At 54.3% G+C, this 2,672-nt stretch carries 4 protein-coding genes; 2 read left to right on the top strand and 2 right to left on the bottom strand.

Going from position 1 to position 2,672, the window contains the following annotated elements:
* Window positions 1-214, bottom strand: a 214-nt coding sequence (locus ACP5E6_RS18030; RefSeq protein ID WP_427956632.1) for a hypothetical protein, incomplete at its 3' end; no start/stop codon positions are given.
* On the bottom strand, window positions 214-1,185 hold the full coding sequence (gene speB / locus ACP5E6_RS18035) for an agmatinase (protein WP_427956635.1): 972 nt from the start codon (window positions 1,183-1,185) through the stop codon (window positions 214-216). The genes ACP5E6_RS18030 and speB, both read right to left, overlap by 1 nt.
* A 118-nt stretch (window positions 1,186-1,303) precedes the next feature.
* On the opposite strand from speB, the gene ACP5E6_RS18040 reads away from it, so the two are divergent.
* The gene (locus ACP5E6_RS18040; protein WP_427956638.1) at window positions 1,304-2,218 is read left to right on the top strand and encodes a LysR family transcriptional regulator; all 915 of its coding nucleotides are present in this window, start codon (window positions 1,304-1,306) and stop codon (window positions 2,216-2,218) included.
* Between the two features lie 55 nt (window positions 2,219-2,273).
* Window positions 2,274-2,567: a cupin domain-containing protein gene (locus ACP5E6_RS18045; protein ID WP_427956641.1), complete on the top strand. Its 294-nt coding sequence runs from the start codon at window positions 2,274-2,276 to the stop codon at window positions 2,565-2,567.
* Window positions 2,568-2,672: the final 105 nt, after the last annotated feature.

Consider the following 2,672-nt stretch of genomic DNA (forward strand, 5'->3'; position numbering starts at 1 on the left):
CGGGAAGACAGGCGGAACGTTTGGTGAAGCCCTTGTCCGGCGAGCGCTTGCATCCTGCCGGCGTGCCATCGCTAAGCCCGCGCTCAGACCTGGCAAACATTGGATTTTGCGCCGCATCAACGTGATACCAATACTTCGACACATGCTGACGAGCCGGGAAGCCCGCTTCTTGAGTTATCCGGGCTAGAATATCCCGACGTACTCGATCGCTCATCAGCGCCGCTGCACGCCAGGCAGAATGCAGAGCATCTCATAGGCTAAGTTAGCAGCGGTCAGCGCCGTTGTGCCGAGCGGATCATAGGGTGGAGAGACCTCGACTAGATCTGCTCCCACCAGATCGACGCCATGTAGACCCCGAATAATCTCCAAGCCCTGCGGCACGGTCAGACCGCCGATCTCAGGTGTTCCAGTCCCAGGCGCAAAGGAGGGGTCGAGGCTGTCGATGTCGAAACTCAGATAGGCAGGACGAGTGCCAATGCGGGCACGAATATCTGCCATCATTGGTGCCATGGAGTGAAACCAGCACTCCTCCGCCTGGATCACCAGAAATCCTTGCTTACGACACCAATCGAAATCTTCAGCGGCGTAGCCGGTGCCACGTAAGCCGATCTGCACCACTCGCATGCAGTCAAGCAGACCCTCCTCCACGGCGCGACGGAACGGCGTGCCGTGATTGATCTTCTCGCCGAACATGGTGTCGTTCACATCGGCATGGGCATCAACATGGACCAGCCCGACGGGTCCATATTTGCGGTGCATCGCGCGCAGGATCGGCAGGGTGATGGTGTGGTCTCCGCCAAGCGTGATCGGCCGGCAGGTGGAGGCTAGAATCCGGTCATATTCAGCCTCGATCCGCGAAATTGAATCAAGGAGGTTAAAGGGATTGATCGCAACATCACCAAGATCGGCGACATTTAGACTATCGAACGGGGCCGCGCGTGTTGCCATGTTGTAGGGACGCAGAAGTGACGATTCGGCTCGGATCTGTCGAGGACCAAAGCGCGTTCCAGTCCGATTGGACGTACCAAGATCGAAAGGGATACCAACGAAACACGCATCCAGTTTCGAAGGATCGGATACGATAGGCAGGCGCATCATCGAAGGAATGCCCCCGCTACGCGGCATTGCGTTGCCGCTCAATGGCTGCGGGTGAGTCGAAAACGTCATATTTTCTGGCATTTTCATCACCTTTCACGATGTACAAAATCGCCTATTTCATGATGGTAAAACAAATATCTTGATGAAAAAATCGACCTGAACCACTGTTTACATTCACACTCATCGATGTAATTATATTTCTCTGATGCTGGGTGATCTATCAGATATCGATCTGCGATTCTTGCGGGTATTCTTGGCTGTTGCTGAGGCTGGGGGGATTTCCTCGGCGCAGTGGACATTGAAGGTTGGCCAGTCCACCATCAGCACGCAGTTGGCTATACTTGAGAGTCGGTTAGGTTACAGGCTGTGTGAACGCGGGCGAGGTGGCTTTAGACTAACGGCTAAGGGCGAACGCTTCGCCGAACTGTCGCGCAAACTGCTAAGCACAATTGCCGATTTCAATTCTGAAGCTCGCAACCTCGATAAGAAACTTGTTGGATCACTACGGATCGGCATCATCGGCAATACACCAATGAGCGAAAATTTCAGGGTGAGTGAAGCAATCGCTCGATTCCGCCGGCGTGATGAGGCGGTGAAGTTCATTATTCGTGTCTGCCCACCGATCGAGATGGAGGAGGGATTGCTCCGAGGTGACCTCGATATGGCAATTGGCTATTTCTGGCATCACGCGCCCACGCTTCACTTCACACCACTCTTCACCGAACACCATCTGGCGTATTGTGGCAAAGGTCATACGCTGTTTCACCGTGCCGGCGAGATTTCGCCAATCGAGGCTTCAGATCATAGCTGGGCCTGGCGCACCTATCCACTCCCTGAAGCACAGATGTCGGCGTCGCCTAGGAAGGTAACGGCTACGGCCGACAATATGGAGGCTGTGGCGATGTTGGTTCTGTCCGGACATCATCTTGGTTTTCTGCCCGAGCATTTCTCTAGGCCGCTGGTCGCGGAGGGACTCTTAGCTGCTCTGAATCCCAAAATCATGCAATATGAGGTTACTTTGCAAGGGGCGAGCCGAAGACGACCCGAGGTAAACGAGATTACACGCGCATTTCTGGATGATCTCTTCGCAGCCCATCACGTGACGCCGCCATCCAGCTGATTTTTGGACTTTAAACGTCATAATCAGGTACGAAAGGATGAGGAGGGCATCGACGATGGATGAACGAGCAAAAGCAATACCGACAGTTCGGATCGACAACGGCAGAGTGAAGGCGACTGAATGGATGTTCGCCCCCGGCGCTGAAACCGGGCGGCATCGCCATGAGCATGATTATGTTGTCGTACCACTTACTGACGGCGAACTGCTGATTGAGCACCCGGACGGGACCAGCGTTACCTCTCAGCTCATCCAGGGAATTCCCTATGCCAACGTCATGGGAGTCGATCATAACGTAGTGAACTCCGGCAAGGCAAACCTGGCGTTTTTGGAAATCGAAATTACCGGGTGAATTTTTCTCAGGGAGCCCGATAAATTTTCCTTTGCCCCTCCCCGACCCCGACCGCCCCGTGAATAATTCCACTACGCGCGATAATACGCATCATCGCCCGTTGCA

Origin of the sequence: Acidiphilium sp. (genome assembly GCF_049977125.1) — a bacterium.
Classification (GTDB): domain Bacteria; phylum Pseudomonadota; class Alphaproteobacteria; order Acetobacterales; family Acetobacteraceae; genus Acidiphilium.